The organism is Ruminococcus sp. AF17-22AC (assembly GCF_003460065.1).
Taxonomy (GTDB): Bacteria; Bacillota; Clostridia; order Lachnospirales; family Lachnospiraceae; genus Blautia_A.
The window spans coordinates 1-2,891 of sequence record NZ_QRXT01000002.1 but is presented as its reverse complement, the minus strand read 5'-3'; the positions used below and the strand labels follow the sequence as shown (position 1 = coordinate 2,891).

Below are 2,891 nucleotides of genomic sequence, written 5' to 3'. Positions count from 1 at the left end.
TTTGGTCAAGCCCTCACCCTATTAGTAGCAGTCAGCTCCATGTGTTACCACACTTCCACCTCTGCCCTATCAACCTCGTCGTCTTCAAGGGGGTTTACTCCTTTCGGATGGGATATCTCATCTTGAGGGGGGCTTCACGCTTAGATGCCTTCAGCGTTTATCCCTTCCGGGCTTGGCTACCCGGCTATAGACTTGGCAGTCTAACCGGTGCACCAGCGGCCCGTCCATCCCGGTCCTCTCGTACTAAGGACAGCTCCTCTCAGATATCCTACGCCCACGCCGGATAGGGACCGAACTGTCTCACGACGTTCTGAACCCAGCTCGCGTACCGCTTTAATGGGCGAACAGCCCAACCCTTGGGACCTACTACAGCCCCAGGATGCGATGAGCCGACATCGAGGTGCCAAACCACTCCGTCGATGTGAACTCTTGGGAGTGATAAGCCTGTTATCCCCAGGGTAGCTTTTATCCGTTGAGCGATGGCATTCCCACTTAATACCACCGGATCACTAAGCCCTACTTTCGTACCTGCTCCACCCGTCGGTGTCGCAGTCAAGCTCCCTTCTGCCTTTGCACTCTTTGGATGGTTTCCGTCCATCCTGAGGGAACCTTTGGGCGCCTCCGATACCCTTTCGGAGGCGACCGCCCCAGTCAAACTCCCCGTCTGGCATTGTCCCACCGCCGGGTCACGGCGGCTGGTTAGAAACCCAATACTGCAAGGGTGGTATCCCAACAGCGGCTCCATGGCAACTGGCGTTACCATTTCATAGCCTCCCACCTATCCTGTACATGCAGTACCGGATCCCAGTACCAAACTGGAGTAAAGCTCCATGGGGTCTTTCCGTCCTGGCGCAGGTAACCAGCATCTTCACTGGTACTTCAATTTCACCGGATGCATTGTCGAGACAGCGCTCAAATCATTACGCCTTTCGTGCGGGTCGGAACTTACCCGACAAGGAATTTCGCTACCTTAGGACCGTTATAGTTACGGCCGCCGTTTACTGGGGCTTAAATTCAAAGCTTCGCGTTTCCGCTAACCTCTCCTCTTAACCTTCCAGCACCGGGCAGGCGTCAGCCCATATACCTCACCTTACGGTTTCGCATAGACCTGTGTTTTTGCTAAACAGTTGCTTGAGCCTATTCTCTGCGGCCTGCTTGCGCAGGCACCCCTTCTCCCGAAGTTACGGGGTCATTTTGCCGAGTTCCTTGACAATGCTTCTTCCGCCGGCCTTAGGATTCTCTCCTCATCCACCTGTGTCGGTTTACGGTACGGGTATGGTATGAACAATAGCGGCTTTTCTTGACGCACAGCTCACGGACTTCATTACTATACTTCACTCCGCATCACGTCTTCCCATTGATGCGCGGTTTTTCCAACGCATCTGGTACCTCGCTTGCACCGGGATCCCATTCCCGGCTTCCGCTCTCTGCACGTGTCCCCACAGTTCTGTCATATCATAGTACAGGAATCTCCACCTGTTGTCCATCGGCTACGACTCTCGTCCTCACCTTAGGCCCCGACTTACCCAGGGCAGATCAGCTTTACCCTGGAAACCTTGGATATTCGGCCTAGAGGATTCTCACCTCTATCTCGCTACTCATTCCGGCATTCTCTCTTCCATGCAGTCCACAGCTCCTTACGGTACTGCTTCTTCCCGCATGCAATGCTCCTCTACCAATCCTTTCGGATTCCTTAGTTTCGGTGGTACGTTTCAGCCCCGGACATTTTCGGCGCAGGACCTCTCGACCAGTGAGCTATTACGCACTCTTTGAATGAATGGCTGCTTCTGAGCCAACATCCTGGTTGTCTTCGAAATCCCACATCCTTTTCCACTTAACGTACACTTTGGGACCTTAACTGAAGGTCTGGGCTCTTTCCCTTTTGACTGCCCAACTTATCTCGTGCAGTCTGACTCCCGGTAAGCAATTACGCGGCATTCGGAGTTTGATATTCTTCGGTAGGCTTTGACGCCCCCTAGGAAATTCAGTGCTCTACCTCCGCAAATCTCTACCAAGGCTAGCCCTAAAGCTATTTCGAGGAGAACCAGCTATCTCCGGGTTCGATTGGAATTTCTCCCCTATCCACACCTCATCCCCACCCTTTTCAACGGATGTGGGTTCGGTCCTCCACTGCCTCTTACGGCAGCTTCAACCTGGACATGGATAGATCACCCGGTTTCGGGTCTGCCCACACTGACTCTGGCCCTATTAAGACTTGGTTTCCCTACGGCTCCGGACCTTGAGTCCTTAACCTTGCCAGTGTGCGCAACTCGCCGGACCGTTCTACAAAAAGTACGCGGTCGTGCATATAAAGCACTCCCACAGCTTGTAGACACAGGGTTTCAGGTTCTCTTTCACTCCCCTCCCGGGGTCCTTTTCACCTTTCCTTCACAGTACTATGCGCTATCGGTCACTAAGTGGTATTTAGCCTTAGGGGGTGGTCCCCCTTACTTCCCGCAGGGTTTCTCGTGTCCCGCGGTACTCTGGATCCTGCTCAGTCTGCTCTGTTTTCGTGTACGGGGCTTTCACCCTCTCTGGCCGGCTTTCCCAAAACCGTTCTACTAACATCACAGAATCTTAAATGCAGTCCGTAACCCCAGATCGCACGCGACCTGGTTTAGGCTCTTCCGCGTTCGCTCGCCGCTACTTACGGAATCGAGTTTTCTTTCTTTTCCTCCGGGTACTTAGATGTTTCAGTTCCCCGGGTTCCCCTCCATACGTTATGGATTGGCGTATGGATACATGAGGTTTGCTCATGTGGGTTTCCCCATTCAGAGATCTCCGGATCAATGGATATTTGCTCCTCCCCGAAGCTTATCGCAGCTTATCACGTCTTTCTTCGGCCCTTAGTGCCAAGGCATCCGCCCTGTGCCCTTTCTGCTTGACCATTT

General features: G+C 53.3%; 1 rRNA gene. It reads right to left on the bottom strand.

What is annotated here, in order from left to right:
• Positions 1-2,888, bottom strand: a 23S ribosomal RNA gene (locus DWW86_RS03250).
• Positions 2,889-2,891: the final 3 nt, after the last annotated feature.